This window comes from Salipiger sp. CCB-MM3, assembly GCF_001687105.1.
Lineage (GTDB): Bacteria > Pseudomonadota > Alphaproteobacteria > Rhodobacterales > Rhodobacteraceae > Salipiger.
Genome location: NZ_CP014595.1, coordinates 872,802 through 892,532, shown reverse-complemented (window position 1 = coordinate 892,532; position 19,731 = coordinate 872,802). Strand labels below are relative to the sequence as shown.

The 19,731-nt window shown below is 65.0% G+C and carries 22 protein-coding genes; 10 read left to right on the top strand and 12 right to left on the bottom strand.

Going from position 1 to position 19,731, the window contains the following annotated elements:
• Window positions 1–58: 58 nt before the first annotated feature.
• From AYJ57_RS04350 to AYJ57_RS04340, 3 genes are all read left to right on the top strand, one after another.
• On the top strand, window positions 59–508 hold the full coding sequence (locus AYJ57_RS04350) for a YtoQ family protein (protein ID WP_066101733.1): 450 nt from the start codon (window positions 59–61) through the stop codon (window positions 506–508).
• A gap of 219 nt (window positions 509–727) precedes the next feature.
• The gene (gene mscL, locus AYJ57_RS04345) at window positions 728–1,150 is read left to right on the top strand and encodes a large conductance mechanosensitive channel protein MscL (protein WP_066101729.1); all 423 of its coding nucleotides are present in this window, start codon (window positions 728–730) and stop codon (window positions 1,148–1,150) included.
• A 143-nt stretch (window positions 1,151–1,293) separates the two neighbouring features.
• Window positions 1,294–2,181 carry a cation diffusion facilitator family transporter gene (locus AYJ57_RS04340; RefSeq protein ID WP_066101727.1) on the top strand — a complete coding sequence of 296 codons (888 nt, stop codon included), beginning with the start codon at window positions 1,294–1,296 and terminating at the stop codon, window positions 2,179–2,181.
• Between the two features lie 138 nt (window positions 2,182–2,319).
• On the opposite strand, the gene ald is transcribed toward AYJ57_RS04340, so the two are convergent.
• Window positions 2,320–3,438 carry an alanine dehydrogenase gene (ald, locus tag AYJ57_RS04335; protein ID WP_066101723.1) on the bottom strand — a complete coding sequence of 373 codons (1,119 nt, stop codon included), beginning with the start codon at window positions 3,436–3,438 and terminating at the stop codon, window positions 2,320–2,322.
• Window positions 3,439–3,589: 151 nt separating this feature from the next.
• Here ald and AYJ57_RS04330 point away from each other — a divergent pair, with 151 nt between their 5' ends.
• The 3 genes from AYJ57_RS04330 to AYJ57_RS04320 all read left to right on the top strand — a co-directional run bounded on the left by AYJ57_RS04330 (window position 3,590) and on the right by AYJ57_RS04320 (window position 6,187).
• The gene (locus AYJ57_RS04330) at window positions 3,590–4,048 is read left to right on the top strand and encodes an Lrp/AsnC family transcriptional regulator (RefSeq protein ID WP_066101720.1); all 459 of its coding nucleotides are present in this window, start codon (window positions 3,590–3,592) and stop codon (window positions 4,046–4,048) included.
• A 148-nt stretch (window positions 4,049–4,196) separates the two neighbouring features.
• The gene (locus tag AYJ57_RS04325; RefSeq protein WP_066101716.1) at window positions 4,197–5,777 is read left to right on the top strand and encodes a GMC family oxidoreductase; all 1,581 of its coding nucleotides are present in this window, start codon (window positions 4,197–4,199) and stop codon (window positions 5,775–5,777) included.
• 80 nt (window positions 5,778–5,857) lie between these two features.
• A complete protein-coding gene (locus AYJ57_RS04320) occupies window positions 5,858–6,187 on the top strand; it encodes a hypothetical protein (protein ID WP_066101714.1) in 330 nt (109 codons plus the stop codon).
• A gap of 155 nt (window positions 6,188–6,342) precedes the next feature.
• Here AYJ57_RS04320 and ccoS read toward each other — a convergent pair whose 3' ends face one another.
• The 5 genes from ccoS to AYJ57_RS04295 form a co-directional block, all read right to left on the bottom strand.
• Window positions 6,343–6,504, bottom strand: coding sequence for a cbb3-type cytochrome oxidase assembly protein CcoS (gene ccoS, locus AYJ57_RS04315; protein ID WP_066101710.1), 162 nt, complete (start codon window positions 6,502–6,504; stop codon window positions 6,343–6,345).
• Entirely contained in the window at window positions 6,501–8,696 is a 2,196-nt protein-coding gene (locus tag AYJ57_RS04310; protein ID WP_066101707.1) for a heavy metal translocating P-type ATPase, read from the bottom strand. The genes ccoS and AYJ57_RS04310 overlap by 4 nt, the downstream gene beginning before the upstream one ends.
• A gap of 4 nt (window positions 8,697–8,700) precedes the next feature.
• Complete coding sequence (locus tag AYJ57_RS04305; protein ID WP_066101704.1) at window positions 8,701–9,174, bottom strand: FixH family protein; 474 nt, start codon at window positions 9,172–9,174, stop codon at window positions 8,701–8,703.
• Window positions 9,174–10,607, bottom strand: coding sequence for a cytochrome c oxidase accessory protein CcoG (gene ccoG / locus AYJ57_RS04300; protein ID WP_066101700.1), 1,434 nt, complete (start codon window positions 10,605–10,607; stop codon window positions 9,174–9,176). The genes AYJ57_RS04305 and ccoG overlap by 1 nt, the downstream gene beginning before the upstream one ends.
• 90 nt (window positions 10,608–10,697) lie before the next feature.
• Window positions 10,698–11,576: a LysR substrate-binding domain-containing protein gene (locus AYJ57_RS04295; RefSeq protein WP_066101698.1), complete on the bottom strand. Its 879-nt coding sequence runs from the start codon at window positions 11,574–11,576 to the stop codon at window positions 10,698–10,700.
• Between the two features lie 17 nt (window positions 11,577–11,593).
• On the opposite strand from AYJ57_RS04295, the gene AYJ57_RS25830 reads away from it, so the two are divergent.
• Complete coding sequence (locus AYJ57_RS25830; RefSeq protein ID WP_157373959.1) at window positions 11,594–11,896, top strand: hypothetical protein; 303 nt, start codon at window positions 11,594–11,596, stop codon at window positions 11,894–11,896.
• A gap of 129 nt (window positions 11,897–12,025) precedes the next feature.
• Here the strand turns inward: AYJ57_RS25830 and ccoP are convergent, their stop codons facing one another.
• From ccoP to ccoN, 4 genes are read right to left on the bottom strand one after another with little or no spacing between them, the layout of a single operon-like run.
• Window positions 12,026–12,916 (bottom strand): cytochrome-c oxidase, cbb3-type subunit III, encoded by an 891-nt coding sequence (gene ccoP, locus AYJ57_RS04290; protein ID WP_066101695.1) that lies wholly within the window; start codon window positions 12,914–12,916, stop codon window positions 12,026–12,028.
• Window positions 12,917–12,929: 13 nt separating this feature from the next.
• A complete protein-coding gene (locus AYJ57_RS04285; protein WP_066101693.1) occupies window positions 12,930–13,127 on the bottom strand; it encodes a CcoQ/FixQ family Cbb3-type cytochrome c oxidase assembly chaperone in 198 nt (65 codons plus the stop codon).
• Window positions 13,128–13,137: 10 nt separating this feature from the next.
• A complete protein-coding gene (gene ccoO / locus AYJ57_RS04280; RefSeq protein WP_066101690.1) occupies window positions 13,138–13,866 on the bottom strand; it encodes a cytochrome-c oxidase, cbb3-type subunit II in 729 nt (242 codons plus the stop codon).
• 12 nt (window positions 13,867–13,878) lie between these two features.
• Window positions 13,879–15,492 (bottom strand): cytochrome-c oxidase, cbb3-type subunit I, encoded by a 1,614-nt coding sequence (gene ccoN, locus AYJ57_RS04275; RefSeq protein WP_066101687.1) that lies wholly within the window; start codon window positions 15,490–15,492, stop codon window positions 13,879–13,881.
• A 203-nt stretch (window positions 15,493–15,695) separates the two neighbouring features.
• Here ccoN and AYJ57_RS04270 point away from each other — a divergent pair, with 203 nt between their 5' ends.
• The gene (locus AYJ57_RS04270) at window positions 15,696–16,535 is read left to right on the top strand and encodes a universal stress protein (RefSeq protein WP_066101686.1); all 840 of its coding nucleotides are present in this window, start codon (window positions 15,696–15,698) and stop codon (window positions 16,533–16,535) included.
• 117 nt (window positions 16,536–16,652) lie between these two features.
• Here the strand turns inward: AYJ57_RS04270 and AYJ57_RS04265 are convergent, their stop codons facing one another.
• Window positions 16,653–17,099 carry a MarR family winged helix-turn-helix transcriptional regulator gene (locus tag AYJ57_RS04265; protein ID WP_066101683.1) on the bottom strand — a complete coding sequence of 149 codons (447 nt, stop codon included), beginning with the start codon at window positions 17,097–17,099 and terminating at the stop codon, window positions 16,653–16,655.
• A 69-nt stretch (window positions 17,100–17,168) separates the two neighbouring features.
• Here AYJ57_RS04265 and AYJ57_RS04260 point away from each other — a divergent pair, with 69 nt between their 5' ends.
• Complete coding sequence (locus AYJ57_RS04260) at window positions 17,169–17,522, top strand: DUF1428 domain-containing protein (RefSeq protein ID WP_066101680.1); 354 nt, start codon at window positions 17,169–17,171, stop codon at window positions 17,520–17,522.
• On the opposite strand, the gene fnrL is transcribed toward AYJ57_RS04260, so the two are convergent.
• A complete protein-coding gene (gene fnrL / locus AYJ57_RS04255; RefSeq protein ID WP_066101677.1) occupies window positions 17,523–18,269 on the bottom strand; it encodes a transcriptional regulator FnrL in 747 nt (248 codons plus the stop codon).
• A 65-nt stretch (window positions 18,270–18,334) separates the two neighbouring features.
• On the opposite strand from fnrL, the gene hemN reads away from it, so the two are divergent.
• Window positions 18,335–19,690, top strand: a complete 1,356-nt coding sequence (gene hemN, locus AYJ57_RS04250; RefSeq protein WP_066101675.1) for an oxygen-independent coproporphyrinogen III oxidase — start codon at window positions 18,335–18,337, stop codon at window positions 19,688–19,690.
• Window positions 19,691–19,731: the final 41 nt, after the last annotated feature.

The window sequence follows — 19,731 nt, the reverse complement described above, 5'->3', positions numbered from 1 at the left end:
TCATATGCCCTGCAGTGCATAGGTTGCGCGGCAAGGACGCACACGGAAGGAAAGCGGCATGGGCCTCAACGTCTATCTCTCGGGAGAAATTCACACCGACTGGCGCGAGCAGATCATCGAAGGCGCGCAGGGGCTGGACGTGACCTTCAGCGCCCCGGTCACCGATCACGCGGCGAGCGACGATTGCGGCGTGTCGATCCTCGGCAGCGAGGAGAGCAAGTTCTGGCACGACCGCAAGGGCGCGCAGGTGAACGCGATCCGCACCCGCAAGGCCATCGCCGACGCCGATGTGGTGGTTGTGCGCTTCGGCGAGAAATACAAACAGTGGAATGCCGCCTTCGATGCGGGCTACGCCGCAGCGCTGGGCAAGTCGCTGATCATCCTGCAGCAGCCCGAGCATGACCACGCGCTGAAGGAGGTCGACGCCGCGGCGCTGGCGGTGGCGCGTGCACCGGGCGAGGTGGTGTCGATCCTGCGCTATGTGCTGACCGGCGCGCTGCCGGGGTAATTCGCGGCGTGATATTAAGGGGAGGGGGCGCTGCCCCCTCGCCGCTGCGCGGCTCACCCCCGACGTATTTTTGAAGAGAAGAAGGGCAGGGCGCGCATTGGTGTGCGCCGTGCCGTGCACGCGGCGCATTTTCCGTGGCGTCATCGCGCCATCTATGCAACCTCTGGCACCGGTAACGAACAGGACACCCGCGATTGGCGGGCCAGAGGGACACGAGACATGATTCAGGAATTCAAGGATTTTATCGCCAAGGGCAACGTCATGGATATGGCGGTTGGCATCATTATCGGCGCCGCTTTCACCGCGATCGTCAAATCGCTGGTGGGCGACATTTTCAACCCGATCATCGCCCTCTTCACCGGCGGCATCGACTTCTCGGGCTGGTTCTACGCGCTGGACGGCGGCGAGTATGCCTCGCTGGCGGCAGCGCAGGAGGCCGGGGCCTCGGTCTTTGCCATCGGCAGCTTCCTGATGGCGGTGATCAACTTCTTCATCATCGCCTTCGTGGTCTTCATGCTGGTGAAGATGGTGAACCGCATCAAATCGGCTGCCGAAAAGCCCGATGAGGTGGCGCCCGAGGTGAAAACTGGCCCTTCGGAGCTAGATATCCTCATCGAGATCCGCGACGCGTTGAAGAAATAACCCTGAAGCGACCCTAGGCTGAGGGCGCCAGCCACGGCGCCGGATGCATAGCAGCATGCATCCGGCTGCCACGCGCCATATGCGGGTTGCGGCCCTTTGAGCGGCTTTGTAAATCGCCCGGACCAACCCCCCGGAGACTCGTCATGAACCGCAGCGTGAAAATCGCCATTGGCAGCGTATTCGTCGGTATTCTCGTTCTGGCGATCAAGACGCTTGCCTGGTGGCTGACCGGCTCGGTGGCGCTGCTGTCGGACGCGCTGGAAAGCATCGTGAACGTGGCCACTGCGCTGGCGGCGCTGATGGCGGTGCATATCTCGTCGCAGCCGCCCGACGAGGATCATCCTTTCGGCCACCACAAGGCCGAGTATTTCAGCGCCGTGTTGGAAGGGGTGCTGATCGTTGTCGCGGCGGTGCTGATCCTGCGCGAGGCTTGGGGCGCGTGGCAGGAGCCCGCGCCGATCGAGCAGGCGGGGCTGGGGCTCATCATCAACCTCTCGGCAGGGGTGCTCAACGCGGTCTGGTGCTGGGTGCTGCTGCGCGAGGGGCGCAAGCTGAAGTCGCCCGCGCTCGTCGCCGATGGCAAGCATCTGCTGACCGATGTTTTCTCCTCGGCGGGCGTGGCGCTTGGCGTGGGCGCGGCTGTGCTCACCGGCTGGCTCTGGCTCGACGCGCTGCTGGCGGCGCTGGTGGCGGTCAACATCCTGTGGTCGGGCTGGCAGGTGATCCGCTCGTCGGTGGGCGGGCTGATGGATGAGGCGGTGCCCGAGGAAGACCTGTCGGAGATGCGCACGATCATCTCGGCCAATGCCGAGGGTGCGGTCGAGGCGCATGACCTGCGCTCGCGCCGGGCGGGGCAGGCGGTGTTTCTGGAGTTCCATCTGGTGGTGCCGGGAGAGATGAGCGTGGTCGCGGCGCATGACATCTGCGACCGGATCGAACACGCGCTGCAGGACGCCATTGAGGGCTGCCGTGTCACCATCCACGTGGAGCCGGAGCATAAGGCAAAGCACTCTGGGATCGTGGTGCTCTGAAAGCTGGAGCGTGAGGGGGCGCTGCCCCCAGCTGCCTGCGGCAGCTTCCCCGGCCTGTTTTCCCTGGGCGTATTTTCAAAGAGAAGAAGGGGCGGGCGCCGTGATGGGGCCCGCCCTTCTTTTGTCTTTGCGGCGTGATCAGGCGGCGATGGCCTTTTCGGTGCTTTGCAGCGGCAGGTTCAGCGCGCGAGCGACGGCGGCATTGGTGATCTGGCCGTCGTGCACGTTGAGCCCGTTGCCGAGATGCGGGTCCTCGGCGCAGGCCACGCGCCAGCCCTTGCCCGCCAGCGCCAGCATGAAGGGCAGCGTGGCATTGCCGAGCGCCAGCGTCGAGCTGCGCGGCACCGCGCCGGGCATATTGGCGACGCAGTAATGCTGGATGCCGTCGACGGTATAGACCGGGTCCTGATGAGTGGTCGCCTTGGAGGTCTCGAAGCAGCCGCCCTGGTCGATGGCCACATCCACCAGCACCGCGCCGGGCTTCATGGTCGACAGCTGCCCGCGGCTCACCAGTTTCGGCGCTTCGGCGCCGGGGATCAGCACTGCGCCGATCACCATGTCGGCCTCGGTCAGCAGTTCGGCCACGGCGCCTTCGGTGGAGTAGCGGTTCTTGAAGGTGCCGCCGAAGGTCTCGTCGAGCTGGCGCAGACGCGGCAGCGAGCGGTCGAGCACGGTTACATCCGCACCCATGCCCGCGGCGATGCGCGCCGCATGGGTGCCGACGACGCCGCCGCCCAGAACCAGCACATTGGCCGGGCCGACGCCGGGCACGCCGCCCATCAGCACGCCGCGGCCACCGTTGGCCTTCTGCAGCGACCATGCGCCCATCTGCGGCGCGAGACGGCCCGCCACCTCGGACATGGGCGCCAGCAGCGGCAGCCCGCCGCGCGCGTCGGTGACCGTCTCATAGGCGATGCAGGTGGCGCCGGAGGCCAGTAGGTCCTGCGTCTGCTCGGGATCGGGGGCGAGGTGCAGATAGGTGAAGAGCAGCTGGCCGCGTCCCAGTTGCTTGCGCTCGACCGCCTGCGGCTCTTTCACCTTCACGATCATCTCGGCCTCGGCCCAGATTTCCTCGGCGGTGGCGGCGATGCGGGCACCGGCGGCGGTGTAATCCTCGTCGGTGAAGCCTGCGCCGAGCCCGGCGCCCTGCTGCACGATCACCTCATGGCCATGCGCCGCCGCCTCACGCGCGGCATTGGGCGTCAGGCCGACGCGGAATTCCTGCGGTTTGATCTCTGTCGGGCAACCGATTTTCATGCTAGCTCCTCCTTCCGGCCCCTTCGGGCGCGTTATCCTGCTTTGAGGATGCGCCTCTGGCCGTGCAATTTCCTTGCTGATTTGCCGCGACCAAATCGCTATTGGGGGGAGAATCTTCGACCCAAGCCCGATTTTTTCGAAAGACCTGAGCATGACCCTCGACGACACCGACCGCCGTATCCTGCGTGCGCTGCAAAAGCAGGGGCGCATGTCCAACGCGGAACTGTCGGAGAAGGTGAACCTTTCGGCCTCGGCCTGCCATCGGCGGGTGCAGCGGCTGGAGGCCGAGGGCTATGTGAAGGATTACGTGGCGCTGCTCAACGCCCGCAAGATGGGTCTGGCGAGCACGGTCTTTGTCGAGATCCGGCTCAGCGCGCAGGCCGACGAGGTGCTGGAGGCCTTCGAGAAGGCGGTGGCGCGGGTGCCTGCGGTGCTGGAGTGTCACCTCATGGCGGGCACGGCGGATTACATCCTGAAGGTGGTGGCCGAAGACACCGAGGATTTCGCCCGCATCCACCGCCAGTATCTCACCCGGCTGCCGGGGGTGGCGCAGATGCAGTCGAGCTTTGCCCTGCGCACCGTGTTCAAGACCACTGCGCTGCCGGTGTGATCCCGCGCGGGCCTGCCCTGCGCCGCGCGGCCCCATCGCTTGCGATCCCATAGCCTGCTTCCCTATGTCGCTTGCCCGGCCCCGCACGCCCTGACATAAATTCAGGCGGGCAGGGAGGCCCGAAGGCGGGACCGTCGCGGAGGGGAAAATGGCGTTCGATCATGTGATTGTCGGGGCGGGAAGCGCCGGATGCGTGCTGGCCAAACGGCTGGCCGAGGGCGGGCGCCGCGTGCTGCTGCTCGAGGCGGGCGGGCGCGACAGCTACCACTGGATCCATATCCCGATGGGGTATCTCTACTGCATCGGCAACCCGCGCACCGACTGGTGCTACCGCACCGCCGAGGAGAAGGGGCTCAACGGGCGCTCGCTGCTCTACCCACGCGGCAAGGTGCTGGGCGGCTGCTCATCGATCAACGGCATGCTTTATCTGCGCGGGCAGGCGGCAGATTACGATGGCTGGCGTCAGATGGGCCTGCAGGGCTGGGGCTGGGACGACGTTCTGCCCTATTTCCGCAAGTCCGAGGATTACGTCGAGGGCGAAAGCGCGGCGCATGGCGCGGGCGGCGAGTGGCGCGTGGAAAACCAGCGCCTGCACTGGGACATCCTTGACGATTGGATCAAAGCCGCCGAGGCCGAGGGCATCCCGAGGGTCGATGATTTCAACACCGGCGACAACGAGGGCGTCAGCTATTTCCGGGTGAACCAGCGCAACGGCTGGCGGATGAACACCGCCAAAGCCTTCCTGCGCACCACCCGCAGCGACCGGCTGAAGGTCGAGACGAACGCCCATGTGACGCGGCTGCTGATCGAGGAGCGGCGCGTGGTGGGCGTCGAATACGAGCGAGGCGGGCAGATCCATCAGCTGCGTCCCGAAGGCGAGGTGATCCTCTCGGCGGGCGCGGTGAACTCGCCGCATCTGCTGCAGGTCTCGGGGGTGGGTCCGGCGGAGCATCTGCGGCAGCATGGGATCGAGGTGGCGCTGGACGCGCCCGAGGTGGGCGGCAACCTTCAGGACCATCTGCAACTGCGCTGCGCGTGGCGGCTCACCGGGGCCAAGACGCTCAACACTCTGGCCAGCACGCTTTTCGGCAAGGGCAAGATCGGGCTCGATTACGTGCTGCGGCGGCGCGGGCCGATGTCCATGGCGCCCTCGCAGCTTGGCGCCTTCTCGCGCTCGCGGGAGGGGCTGGCATCGGCGGATCTCGAATACCATGTGCAGCCGCTCTCGCTCGAGGCCTTCGGCCAGCCGCTGCATAATTTCCCCGCGATGACCGCGAGCGTGTGCAACCTGCGCCCTGAAAGCCGCGGCACGGTGCGGCTGGCCTCGCGCGATGCGCGCGAAGCGCCGGTGATCGCGCCCAACTACCTGTCGACCGAGGGCGACCGGCGGGTTGCGGCGGATGCCATCCGGCAGGTGCGCCGGATCATGGCGCAGCAGGCCATGGCGCGCTACCGGCCCGAGGAGTTGAAGCCGGGGCCACAGTTCCAGACCGAGGAGGAGTTGCAATGCGCGGCGGGCGAGGTGGGCACCACCATCTTCCATCCGGTGGGCACGGTGCGCATGGGCACCGAAGAGAGCGCGCCGCTGGACGCGGACCTGCGCTTCCGGGGGCTTTCGAACCTGCGGGTGGTGGATGCCAGCGTGATGCCGCGGATCGTCTCGGGCAACACCAACTCGCCCACCATCATGATCGCCGAGAAGGCTGCGGACATGATGCTGCACGGCTGAGGCGGAACCGTGCTAAGCTCCAAGGTGTTTGAGACTCAAGTCCTTTGCCCCTGCATGTCACATGCTTATGGAGACAGCCGATGAACCTTCTTTCCGCCCTGACCGCCCCCGCGCTTCTGCTCAGCCTCGCCGCACCAGCCTTCGCCGGGGACTATGAGGTTTATGAGGACGTGCTGCCGGAGAACCGCGATCCCGAGGGCGCGCTCTATTTCAGCCAGATGGATCTGGATCGCAACGGCGTGCTGACCCGCTCGGAGATCGTCGCGGCTTTTGGCGATGGCGCGTTTGATGCGATCATGGCCTTCGACGCCAATGCCGACTGGCAGCTCACCCGCAACGAGATGCGCGCTTATGGCGATCTTGGCACCGGCGGCCCGGCTGGCTTGCTGCATGAAAGCGTGCGCGGCTGACGGGCTGCAGGTGAGGGGGCTCTGCCCCCTCGGCGCTGCGCGCCTCACCCCCGGGCGTATTTGAAAAGAGAAGAAGGACGCGGGTCCTGCTCTTCTTCTCTTTCCAAATACGCCCGCCGGAGGCAGGCCCGTCAGGGCCTTCGTGACGCGCGCGGTCAGTCCTGCTTTGGATGGTCGTCATATTTGCCCGAAAGGATGCGCTGCGCGTCGCCTTCGGGGTCGTCGTACTGACGGGTCTTCACTGTGAAGACGAAGAAGGCGAGGCCGAGACCGCCGAGGATCAGCGAGATCGGGATCAGATAGGCGAGGATATTCATCGGGATGCTTTCAGTCTCAGCGCGTTCAGCGACACGGTGATCGAAGAGGCCGACATCGCCAGCGCCGCGATAAGCGGCGAGCAGAGCCCGGCGATGGCCAGCGGCACGGCGATCACATTGTACCATGTGGCGATGGCGAAATTCTGGCGGATGCGGCGGGTTGCCTTGCCTGCCACCTCCAGCGCGCCGGGGATCGGCGCGAGCGAGGAGCCCAGCAGCACGATGTCCGAGGCGACCCGCGCAGCATCGAGCGCCGAGGCCGGCGAGATCGAGACATGCGCGACAGCAAGCGCCGCCGTGTCGTTGAGCCCGTCGCCGACCATCAGCACATGCGCGCCCTGCTCGGACAGCGCCTTGATCCGCGCGGCCTTGTCCTGCGGCAAGGCCTCGGCAATCCACTGAGGGATGCCGAGCCGGCGGGCCAGCGCTTCGACCGCCGCAGTGCCATCGCCAGAGATCAGGATCACCTCCTTGCCCGCCTCCTTCAGCGCGTGCACCGCCTCTTCGGCCCCGGCGCGCAGGCTGTCCTCGAAGGTGAACGCCTGCGCCGGGCCATTGCCGACGCGCAGCCAGCTGGCGGTCATGGCGCTCTGGCCGCCGCCGGTCCAGGCGGCTCGGCCGAGGCGGATTTCGCGGCCCTGCCAGATACCTTGCGTGCCATAGCCGGGAACTTCGGTGATGCCGGTGACCTCGGCGGCGGGAATGCCAGCGGCGCGCAGGGCGTGGGTCAGCGCGGCGGAAAGCGGGTGGGCCGAGCCTTCGGCGAGGGCAAGGGCGAGCGACAGGTCGTGGCGGGTGAACGCATCAAGGTTGGTCAGCGTCGGCGTGCCGCTGGTCAGCGTGCCGGTCTTGTCGAAAACCACCGTGTCCACATCCGCCAGACGCTCCAGCGCGGTGCCGTCCTTGATCAGCAGGCCGCGTTTGAACAGCCGTCCCGAGGCGGCGGTGGTGACTGCGGGCACCGCAAGGCCGAGTGCGCAGGGGCAGGTGATGATCAGCACCGCCGCGGCGATATTGAGCGCCACGCGCAGATCGCCGGACCACGCGAGCCAGCCAAGGAAGGCCAGAGCCGACAGGATATGCACGCCGGGCGCGTAGAGCTTGGCGGCCTTGTCGGCGAGCGGGGTGTAATTCTCGCGGCCGGATTCCGCCACGGCGACGAGATCGGCCATACGGTGCAGCGAGGTGTCGCGCCCCACGGCGCTGGCGCGGATCACCAGCGGGCCGGTGAGGTTGATCTCGCCAGCGCTGACCTGCCTGCCCGGCTCGGCATAGACCGGGCGCGTCTCGCCGGTGAGCAGGGCGCGGTCCAGCTCGGAGGTGCCTTCGGTGATCTCGCCATCCACCGGCATCCGGCCGCCGGGGCGCACGCGGATGAGATCGCCGACGCGCAGCTCGCTGGCGGCGACCTGCTCTTCGCCGGTCTCGGTCACGCGCCAGGCGCGCGGCACTTCGAGCGCCGAAAGCTCCTCGGCGGCGGAGCGGGCGATGGCGCGGGTGCGGTGGTCGAGATAGCGCCCGGTGAGCAGGAAGAAGGTCAGCGCGATGGCGGCGTCGAAATAGGCGTGCTCGCCCGACAGCATGGTCTCCCAGAGCGAGGTGGCGATGGCCAGCAGGATCGCCAGCGAGATCGGCACATCCATATTGAGATGCCCGGCGCGCAGCGCGGTCCAAGCGTTGCGGAAGAAGGGCTGGGCCGAGAAGGCGATGGTCGGCAGCACGATGGCCGCCGAGACCCAGTGGAAGAGATCGCGCGTCGGTCCTTCGGCGCCGGACCAGACGGCGATCGACAGCAGCATGACATTCATCGCGGCAAAGCCCGCCACGGCGAGGCGCATCAGCAGATCGCGCCCGGCCTTGTCGGTGGCGGTGGCGGCCAGCGTGCCGGCGTCAAGCTCATGCGCCTCGTATCCCGCCGCCTCGACCACGGGGATCAGATCTGCGGCGGTGATCTCGGGCGCGGCCTCGATGCGCACGCGTTTCTGGCTGAGGTTGACCCGCGCGCTGTGCACGCCGGGCGCGGCTTCGAGCGCGCTTTCCACCGCCGTCATGCAGGCGGCGCAATGGATGGTGGGCAGTGAGAGCGCCAGCTTGGCCTCGGTTGCGCCCGCGCGTTCGGCCAGCGCCTCGGCGGCGGGGGCGGCGACACAGGCGGGGCAGGCTGAAGCCTGCGGGCGCAGGGCGGCGGTCATTGGCTCAGTCCTTGACGAAGAATTCCAGTCGCTGCTCGAAGAGCGTGCCATCGTCGGCATGGGCGTTGACCCAGACGTTCCAATGCCCGGGGTCGAGTGCGTCGGCGGCAACGAACTGGCGGCCGTCCCAGAAGAACTCGGGCGTGTGGTCGTCCTTCACATGGGTCGACCGGCCCAGCTTGACCGACAGATCCGCGGGCTTCACCGGCTGGCCGTCGACGTCGGTGAAGCGCAGCACCACCGCCTCTTCGCGCAATTCTGCCTGCGCGGTCCATCCCAGCGCCTCCTGCTCGGCGCGGCGCACGTCGAAGGTCTGGCTGGCGACATAGGAGTTCTTTACCTCAAGGCCGGGGAAGGTGGCGATGGCGTTCCACGCCAGCGCGATGTTCACCGCGATGATCACCCCGAACGCGCCGCCGAAGATGGCCAGCACGTGCCAGCCGGTGAGCTTGCGTCCACTATCCTGAGCTTCGGTCATCAGTTGTCCCGTCCGTTGAAGATGGTTTCTTTGCCAGCGCGGTCGCCGGTGGTGAGGTCCTCGACCCAGATATGGAACGGGGTGCGCTCGGCCTGAGCCTCGGAGGTGTCTGCAGGGGCGGTCACATAGACCCGTTGAAGGTGCGTCTCGTTGGCGGGCACGTCAACGGTGTCGTCGTCCTCGCCCTCGAGCGTGATCTGCAGGTTGGCATCATCCGAAAGGGTGAGCTGGAAGGGGCGGTCCTCGCCATGCTTGTTGAGCAGGCGCACGTCGTAGGTGTTGCGGATCGACCCGTCGGAGAGCACCACGAAGGTGGGGTTGCGCACTGGCGCGACGGTCAGTTCGATCTCGGGGCGCATCACCAGCGCCACGAGCAGGCCGAGGCCCACCAGCGACCACAGCGCTGTATAAAGGATCACGCGCGGGCGGAAGATGTGCTTCCACACGGCGCGCGGCGGGTGCCCTTCGCGCTCGCGGGTTTCGTCCGACAGGGCGAGGTAATCGATCAGACCGCGCGGCTTGCCGATCTTTGCCATCACGTCGTCGCAGGCATCGATGCAAAGCGCGCAGGTGATGCAGGCCAGTTGCTGACCGTCACGGATGTCGATCCCCATGGGGCAGACGTTGACGCAGGCATTGCAGTCGATGCAGTCGCCAAGGTTCTCGGCCCCCTCGGCCTTGCGGTGCTTGCCGCGCGGCTCGCCGCGCCAGTCGCGATAGCCGACGGTGAGCGTGTCCTCATCCATCATCGCCGCCTGAATGCGTGGCCAGGGGCAGGCGTAGATGCAGATCTGCTCGCGGGCGAAGCCGCCGAAGGCGAAGGTTGTGGCGGTGAGCAGCAGCATGGTGGTGTAGGCCACCGGGTGGGCGTTGCCGGTCACCAGATCGACCAGAAGCGTCGGGGCGTCGGTGAAATAGAACACCCATGCGCCCCCCGTGGCGAGCGCGATGAGGAACCATGCCACCCATTTTGTCACGCGCAGGCGGACCTTGCGGGCGTCCCACTTCTTTTGCCGGTGCAGGCGCAGGCGGGCGTTGCGGTCGCCCTCGATCCAGCGCTCGACGAGGATGAACAGATCGGTCCAGACGGTCTGCGGGCAGGCGTAGCCGCACCAGACCCGCCCAAGCGCCGAGGTGAAGAGGAACAGGCCGAGGCCCGCCATGATCAGCAGGCCGGCGACGAAATAGAATTCATGCGGCCAGATCTCGATGAAGAAGAAAAAGAACCGGCGGCCGGCCATATCGACCAGCACCGCCTGATCAGGCAGTTCGGGCCCCCGGTCCCAGCGGATCCACGGGGTGACGTAGTAGATCCCCAGAAGCACGATCATCAGCACCCACTTGAGGTTGCGGAAATGGCCGCGCACGCGGCGGGGGAAGATCGGCTCGCGCGCCGCGTAAAGAGAGGGCGCGCCTGGTTGGGTATCGGACACCGTGCATACTCCGGTTCGAATCTGCCTTTGTCGCCCGTTCTGACGCCGCGGCCGCTTTCGAACTTTGACATGCATCAATATACATATCTTTCACTTAGCTTTCGCGGCTTCTCGTCGCAGCCAAGTGGCGAAGAGGCGCAGCGGAGGCCGCATGACGCCGGGGCGGATCACCAGATAATAGCCCTTTTTGCGTGTGTCCTCGAACAAAAGCCGCAGACGTCCGGCGGCGATGTCGTCATCGGCAAAGACGCGGGCGGTGATGGCGATGCCATGGCCCTGCCGCGCCGCCTCGAGCATCAGGTTGCCGGGCAGTGAACTGATGCCGCGGCGGGCGTCGCGGTCGATGCCGAACTGCGAGAACCATTCGCTGGCTTCATTGGTGCCAAGCTCCTGCAGCCAGTGGTACTCGGTGAGGTCCGAGGGATCGCTGATCTCGCGGTCGCCCACCAACCGCGGCGAGCCGACCAGCGCGATGGGGGATTCCACCAGAAGTTCCGCCTCGAGGCCCGGCCATTGACCCGAGCCATAGCGCAGCGCCAGATCGACGCCGCCCGGTTCCAGCGGCGCGACCTTTGCCGAAGGGTCGATCATCAGGCTGATCTCGGGATGCGCCTCGCGAAACCGCGCGAGCCGCGGCATCAGCCATGACGAGGCGAAGCTGGGCGTCGTGGTGATCATCAGCGGGCGCTCGGCCTCGGCACCGGTGAGGGCCGAAAGCTCCTGCGCGATCCGGCCAAAACCATCGCTCAGCGCCTGCGCCAGACGCGCGCCTTCTTCGGTGAGCGCCATCGAGCGCCGCGAGCGGTCGAGCAGCCCGAGCCCGAGATGGGACTCGAGATTGCGGATCTGCTGGCTGATCGCGGCATGGCTGACGTTGAGCGCGGCGCCGGCACGCTGAACAGAGCCGGTCTCTGCGTAGGCGGCAAAAGCCCGCAGCGCGGGCAGAGGGGGCAGGGAGGTCCAATCCATATGTCAATCAATCTTACATGTCTGAATTGTTCCTGACTGGCCTGAAATTGCCCTTTGGTCAATATGAGAGGGGCAAGAGCACGGTGATCAGGAGAATGAAAATGCTAGGAATCTACTCAAAAACTTTCATGACAGCGGCGCGAATGGAAAATATGCCGCCCTCTTCGGAACTGTCGCGTATGGCGCATGATGTGTTGCCCGAGGCGAAAATTGCACCTCGGCGGGTCAAAAAACAAAGATTTGGTCTGCTGCGGATGATCGGTGCAAAATTTCGGCCTGCCAAGAGCGGAATGGGCGTTGTCACACATTGCGAGGGTTAATTCGCTTGGACGAGGCCTGCCCAACAAAAACCGCACAAAAAGAACGCCGCCCCCCGGAAACGCGCGAACAGGACGGGGTGCGGCGTTCTGCCTCCGGGCCATCGGGTCCGGAGGTTTTCGCGTTAAGGGTTATTGCTCGGAGGCTTCGCCGCCGCCAAGCCCGTGCACGTAGCTGGCCACGGCGCGAATTTCCGCCTCGGACAGACGGGCGTTCCAGTTCGGCATGACGCCGAAGCGGGCGTTGTAGACCGTCTCATAGATGGTCTCGTAATCACCGCCATAGAGCCAGATCGCGTCGGTCAGGTTCGGCGCACCCTGGAAGCGGTCGCCGGTGCCATCCTCTGCGTGACAGGCCGAGCAGTTGTCCATGAACAGCGTCTCGCCTTCAGAGACCGCCTCGGCGTTCTGCGGCTCTTCGCCCGACAGGGTCATCACGTAGTTCGCCACAGCCGAGACCTGTTCGCGGTCGAGCAGCCCATCGCGCCCAAAGGCGGGCATTTCCGAATAGCGCGCGTCGGGATCATCCTCGTTGCGGATGCCGTGGGTCACCGTGAAGTGGATGTCCTCGATCGAGCCGCCCCAGAGCCAGTCGTCGTCCAGCAGGTTGGGATAGCCCACCGCGCCCGCCGCGCCCGAGCCGTGGCACTGCGCGCACCATGTGCGGAACACAGCGGCCCCGGCGTTCTGCGCGTAGCTGTTCAGCTCGGGGCTCTCGGCGATCGCTGTCAGTTCGACCGATGCAAGCTCCTCGTTGATCGGTGCGAGCTTGGCTTCCTGCTCGGCGATCTCCTCGGCAACGGCACCGCGCGTCGAATAGCCCAGCAGGCCCGCCGTGGCCGAGCGTACGCCCGGCCATGCGGGGTAGGCGATGGTGTAGCCGACGCCCCAGACGATGCAGGCGTAGAAGACCATCAGCCACCATTTCGGCAGAGGCTTGTTGTACTCTTCGATGCCGTCCCAGGAATGGCCGGTCGTTTCGTAGTCGAGATCGTCTCTCTTGGTGTCTTTGTTGTCGCTCATGATCCTCGCCTCCTCAATTCTGGGCGGGTGCTTCGGGCGCGCGCGCGGCGGCCGGAGCGTCGTCATTGCGCAGCGGGATGCTGGCGGCGTTGTCGTGCGAGTGCTTGCTGCCGGGCCGGAAAAGCCAGATCAGCATGCCCACGAAGAAGACGAACATCGCCAGAAGGCCCCAGCTGTCGGCGAAGTGGCGCAGGGCGGAATAGGTGTCCATTGCGTCCCCCTTACCGGCTTGCGTCGGGCGTGAAGGTCGAGAAATCGACCAGCGTGCCGAGCATCTGCAGGTAGGCCACCAGCGCATCCATCTCAGAGATGCCCGGCTCGCCGTCGAAGTTGCGGATGTTCACCGTCTCGCCGTAGCGCTCCATCAGCCCGTCGATATCGCCGAAGGGATCGTGCTGGACGCGGAAGTCGGCCGAGGCACTGGCGATCATCTCTTCGGTGTAGGGCACGCCGACCATGCGGTGCGTTTCCATCAGCTCGCCCATGTGCTCGCCCTCGACCAGACGGTGCGAGAGGAAGCCATATTTGGGCATGACGGACTCGGGCACCACCGACTGCGGGTCGGTCAGGTGATCCACGTGCCACTCATCCGAATAGCGGCCGCCGACGCGGGCGAGGTCGGGCCCCGTCCGCTTCGAGCCCCATTGGAACGGGTGGTCGTACTGCGATTCCGCCGCGAGGCTGTAGTGGCCGTAGCGTTCCACCTCGTCGCGCATCGGGCGGATCATCTGGCTGTGGCAGACATAGCAGCCCTCGCGGATGTAGATGTCGCGCCCGGCCAGTTCCAGCGGGGTGTAGGGGCGCATACCCTCTACGTCTTCGATGGTGTTTTCCAGGTAGAACAGCGGCACGATCTGCACCAGCCCGCCGATGGTCACCACCAGAAAGGCGAAGATGGCCAGCAGGGTTACGTTCTTCTCAAGGATCCCGTGTTTGTCGAGAATGCTCATCTTCGGCCCTCCTTATTCGGCCGGAGTGGCATGCGCCGTGGCAGCCTCGGCCTCGATGGCCGGAGCCCGCTTAACGGTCATCCACAGGTTGTAGCACATGATAATCGCGCCGGAGATGTAGAGCAGGCCGCCAAGGGCACGCACCACATACATCGGGAACTTGGCAGACACGGTGTCGGCGAAGCTGTTGACGAGGAAGCCGTTGGCATCCACCTCGCGCCACATCAGGCCTTCCATGATGCCCGTGACCCACATCGACGCGGCGTAGAGCACGATGCCGATGGTGGCGAGCCAGAAGTGCCAGCTGACGAGGCTGAGGCTGTAGAGACGCTCACGGTTCCACAGTTTCGGCGTCAGGAAGTAGAGCGCGCCGAAGGTGATCATGCCGTTCCAGCCAAGCGCGCCGGAGTGCACGTGGCCGATGGTCCAGTCGGTGTAATGCGACAGCGAGTTCACCGCGCGGATCGACATCATCGGGCCTTCGAAGGTCGACATGCCGTAGAAGCCGATGGAGATCACCAGCATGCGCATGATCGGGTCGGTGCGCAGCTTGTCCCATGCCCCCGAGAGGGTCATCAGGCCGTTGATCATGCCGCCCCAGCTGGGCATCCACAGGATGATCGAGAACACCATGCCAAGGGTCGAGGCCCAGTCGGGCAGGGCGGTGTAATGCAGGTGGTGCGGACCGGCCCAGATGTAGATGAAGATCAGTGCCCAGAAGTGCACGATCGACAGCTTGTAGCTGAACACCGGGCGCTCGGCCTGCTTGGGCACGAAGTAATACATCATGCCAAGGAAGCCGGCGGTCAGGAAGAAGCCCACGGCGTTGTGGCCGTACCACCATTGCGTCATCGCGTCCTGCACACCCGAGAACACCTGCACCGACTTGGAGCCCCAGATCGACACGGGGATGCTCAGGTTGTTGACGATGTGCAGCATGGCGACGGTGATGATGAAGCTCAGGTAGAACCAGTTCGCCACATAGATGTGGGGTTCCTTGCGCTTGATGATCGTGCCGACGAAAACCAGCAGATAGGCAACCCAGACGATGGTCAGCAGCCAATCAACGTACCATTCAGGCTCGGCGTATTCCTTCGACTGGGTGGCGCCGAGGATGTAGCCGGTGGCCGCCAGAACGATGAACAGCTGGTAGCCCCAGAACACCCACCACGCGAGGTTGCCGCCCCAGAGGCGCGCCGCCGAGGTGCGCTGAACGACATAGAACGATGTGCAGATCAGCGCGTTGCCGCCAAAGGCAAAAATCACCGCCGAAGTGTGCAGCGGCCGCAGCCGCCCGAAATTCATGTGGCCCTGCGCCCATTCGAAGTTGAGCGCGGGGAACGCCAGCTGCGCGGCGATGAAAACACCTGCCGCAAAGCCGATTACGCCCCAGAAGGCGGTTGCAATCACGCCAGCGCGCACCACATCATCCATATAACTCAGTTCCCGCACCTTGGCGGGGACCGGCTCGTCGGTATTGCGGAGGGTCCAAAGGAAAAGACCGGCCGCGATGAGGAAAATGGTCAGCGCATTGACCATGTAAGCCACATCTCGTGCGTAGTTGGCGGCCACCAGCGCAAAGACTGCGACGACCCCCAGCACGATGAGCTTGATATAATTCAGCATCGTTCGTCCCTTCGTCTGACTCGCACGATTCGTTGACCGCGCGAGCGGTTTGACTGACGGGGTTGTGAAGTGAATGGCCCCGCCCAACCTTGATCTGCATCAAGGCTTTGGCTGCGAAGTCTTGCCTTAAGTCATTCTGAGAATTGCCTCTCGGGGGTAGAGTGCCGCCATCCGGCTCTCCGGACAATACCAAGGAGACGAACATGGGCTACAAAACAATACTTACGGTTGTAACGGACGAATCCTTGCTGAATTCGACCATCGACCATGCAGCCGCCGTTGCGGCGTGCTGGGATGCCCATCTCGAGGTTCTGGCCTTCGGCGTGGATCGCACCCAGACCGGCTATTACTACGCCGGGGCCGACGCGATCATTCTTCAGGAAACGCTCGACCGGGCCTCCAAGGATGCGGCAGAGCTTGCCAACGCCGCGCGCGTGCGGCTGGGCCAGATCGAGGGCCGCTGGTCGATCGAGGAAGGCGTGGCGCAACTGGCCGACATCGGACGTCACGTGGCCGGACGGGCGCGCTTTGCCGACATGGTCGTGCTGCCCAAGCCCTACGGCAAAGAGCGCGGCGTCGAGCTTGAGCCGATCGTCGAGGGCGGTCTTTTCGAAGGTCAGGCCCCGGTGCTGGTGGTGCCGCAGGCGATCAATCCTTCGAGCAAGCCCAAGCGCGTGGTGCTGGGCTGGAACGAAAGCGCCGAAGCGCTGCGCTCGGTGCGGGCGGCGATGCCGATCCTCCAATCCGCCGATACGGTTCATGTGGTGGTCATCGACCCGCCGCAGCACGGCCCGAACCGGTCGGACCCGGGCGGCATGCTGTCGCAATATCTGTCGCGCCACGGCGTCAACGCCGAGATCGACGTGCTGACCAAGACGATGCCGCGCATCTCGGACATCCTGAACCGCCACGTGCAGGATGTGGATGCCGATATGGTGGTGATGGGGGCATATGGCCATTCCCGCTTCCGCGAGGCGATCCTTGGGGGCGCCACGCGCAACATGCTGGAACTGGCTGAGGTACCGGTCTTCCTCGCGCATTGAGGCCAAGGAGAAGAGGCTTCTGCGTGGGGGATCGGAAGGCGGCTCTGCCGCCGGAGAGCGGGTCTGGGAGGGCCCGCTCTTTTCTTGTGGAGACTTGGTCGTTCTGTGCCTGTGGGCTCAGACCTCGCCGAGCTTCAGCAGCGCCGCCTTCAACGCGTCTAGGTCGATCTCGCCAAGCGCGGCATCGACGGCGTCATGCTCCTGCCTCCAGAGCGGCAGCGCGCGCATCAGCAGCGCATGGCCCGCATCGCTCAGACGCAGCAGCTTGTTGCGCTTGTCGCCCGGCTCAAGCGCGAACACCACCAGCCCGCGCCGTTCCAGCACCTTGAGCGCGGCGGTCAGCGTGGTGCGGTCCATGGCAAGGAAGGGCGCGAGATCGGATATGCGCGGCGGCTCGGGGCGGTTCAGCGACATCAGAATCGAGAACTGCCCGTTGGTCAGCCCCACCGGTTTCAGCGCCGCATCGAAGCGCCGCCCCAGCGCCCGCGCCGCGCGCTGAGCGCGAAAGCAGAGGCAACGGTCACGCACCTCAAGCGTGCTGGTCATCGGCAGTTTCTGGCTCATCTTTCCATTCACGTTGATATCAACTTAATTATGCGCCTACTCTGGTCACACGCAACAGAGAGATGTCCCATGACGTATGTTTCCGGCTTTCTCACCCCGGTGCCGCAGGAAAACAAGGCGGCCTATATCGAGAGCGCCCGCAAGGCGTGGACGCTGTTCAAGGAATATGGTGCCACCGAGATGCGCGAATGCTGGGGGGCCGATGTGCCCGACGGCGAGCACACCTCTTTTCCCATGGCGGTGAAACGCAAAGAGGGCGAGGCGGTGGTTTTTAGCTGGATGGTTTGGCCCGACAAGGAGACCGCCGACCGCTGCTTTGGCTCGTTCGAAAGCGACGAGCGATGGCAGGAGATGATGTCCATGCCTTTTGACGGCAAGCGGATGATGTGGGGCGGCTTCGAGCCGGTGTTCGAGGGCAGCTGATCAGGCGAAGACGCCGCCGTCCGCATCGTCCCCGGCTTCTTCGAGCAGGCGCCCCATGTCCGGAATGGTCACATGGCGCTTGCCCTGAAGTTCGATCACGCCCTCTTTTTTCAGGGCCGAGATCTGGCGGCTCACCGTCTCCAGCGTCAGGCCGAGGTAATCGGCCATGGCCTCACGGGTGAGCGGCAGGTCAAAGGCGAGCTGATCGCCGACGTCGCGCATGTTGATCGAGGCATCGCGGCGGGCGATGATCGACAGCAGCGAGGCGATCTTTTCGCGCGCGGTTTTGCGGCCAAGCACCAGCATCCATTCGCGCGCGGCATCAAGCTCGTCCAGCGTCATTTCCAGCAGGCGCTGCGCGATATGCGGCGTGCGGGTCATCATCTCTTCGAAGGGAGTTTTGCGGAAGCAGCACATCACCAGATCGGTGGTGGCGACCACATCATAGGCAGCCGAGGACCGCCCCGGGCGCCCAACGAAATCGGACGGCAATAAAAGGCCGACCATTTGCGTGCGCCCGTCTTCCATCGTTTGGGTCAGCGTGGCGATTCCCGAAACCACGGATCCGACGAATTCCATCCGGTCGCCGGACCAGATCACCGTCTGCCCGGCTTCGAACTTGCGGTAATACTTGATCTCTTCCAGCCGCTCGAGCTCGTCCGTCTCGCAGCGCGCACAGACGGCGCGATGGCGAATCGGACAGTCGTTACAATCAGGAGAGACTGCGAGGCTTTTCTCGTTCAGCATACCGGTTCCAAATTATTGATCTGCGTCAAAGTCTCGCGGAGGGGAATATTTGTAAGCCTACGCGTATGATTACGCGAACACAACTCTCCCGACTCGGCCTCTTCGACGCCAAGGTGCCCCGTTACACCAGCTATCCGACGGCCCCTCATTTCTCGGGGGATGTGACGCCGGATCGATTTGCCGAATGGATCGGAAGCGTGCCGGAAAATGGCACGATCTCACTCTACCTGCACGTGCCTTTCTGTCGCAGGCTCTGCTGGTTTTGCGCCTGCCGCACGCAGGGCACCGCCACGCTGGGGCCGGTGGAAAGCTACGTCGAGACGCTGAAAGCCGAGCTTGAGCTGCTGAAACGGCAGTTGCCGCGCGGCGTGAAACTTTCACGTCTGCATTGGGGTGGGGGCACGCCGACGCTGCTGACGCCGGACCTCATGCGCGCGCTGATCGACAAGATCGGCGAGGTCGCGGAGTTTGCCGAACACGCCGAGTTCTCGGTCGAGATCGACCCAAATGAGATCGACGGCGAACGGCTCGCCGTGCTGGCCGCAGGCGGCATGAATCGCGCGTCTATCGGGGTGCAGGATTTCGATCCCGAGATTCAACAGACCATTGGGCGCGAGCAGGGCTATGACGTCACCCGCCGCGCCATCGAGATAATCCGAGAGCGCGGCGTCGCCAGCCTCAACGCAGATATCCTCTACGGGTTGCCGCATCAGTCGAAGACCAAGATCACCGAGTCGGTGCAAAAGCTGCTGTCGCTCGGACCGGACCGCGTGGCGCTTTACGGTTATGCGCATGTGCCGTGGATGGCCAAGCGCCAGCAGATGATCCCCTCGGACGCGCTGCCGACGCCGGATGAGCGGCTGGACCTCTTCGAGACCGCGCGGCAGCTTTTCGCATGGGATGGTTACGACGAGATCGGCATCGACCATTTCGCCGTGCCCGACGACGGGCTGGCCATCGCGCGCAAGACCGGCAAACTGCGGCGCAACTTCCAAGGCTACACCGACGATACGTCGGAAGTGCTGATCGGCGTTGGTGCCTCGTCGATTTCGCGCTTCCCGCAGGGCTTTGCGCAGAATGCGCCCGCCACCTCGGTGCATGTGTCGGCGATCCGCGAGGGACGCTTCTCGACCACGCGGGGCCACACGTTCCGTGGCGAGGACAAGCTGCGCTCGCGGATGATCGAGATGCTGATGTGCGACTTCCGCATCCGGACAGAAGAACTGGTGCGCGACTATGGCGCGGAAGAGGGCGGGCTGGCCGAGATGTATCGCGCCGCCAACGCGCGGTTCGATGGCCTGCTGGAGATCACCGAGGACGGGCTCTTTGTCCCCATGGGCGCGCGCCCGCTGACCCGCATGGTGGCGCGCAGCTTCGACGCTTACGAACTGTCGAAGGCGGGCCACAGTTCGGCGATCTGAGGTCGTGCATAGGGCCGCGCCTGACCCTCGGGTGGGCGCAG